Raw genomic sequence first — 225 nt, 5'->3', positions numbered from 1 at the left:
TAGTGATTCCAACAGTGATTCTGATTCATTATCAGATTCCACAAGTGATTCTGTATCAGACTCTGTATCCGATAGTGATTCTCTAAGCGATTCAGATAGCGACTCAACCTCTGACTCAATCAGCGATTCAGTTTCAGATAGTGATTCAACGTCTGACTCAATCAGTGACTCAGTTTCAGATAGTGATTCAACATCCGATTCAATCAGCGATTCAGTTTCAGATAG

1 protein-coding gene is annotated in these 225 nt (G+C 39.6%); it reads left to right on the top strand.

Annotation, left to right across the window (positions count from 1 at the left end):
- A partial coding sequence (locus IAE51_RS12390; RefSeq protein WP_200095658.1) for a hypothetical protein occupies positions 1-225 on the top strand: 225 nt, incomplete at both ends.

Source organism: Lactococcus sp. S64, assembly GCF_016516525.1.
In the GTDB taxonomy this organism is placed as follows: Bacteria; Bacillota; Bacilli; order Lactobacillales; family Streptococcaceae; genus Lactococcus; species Lactococcus lactis.
This window is presented reverse-complemented; position numbering and strand designations above follow the sequence as displayed.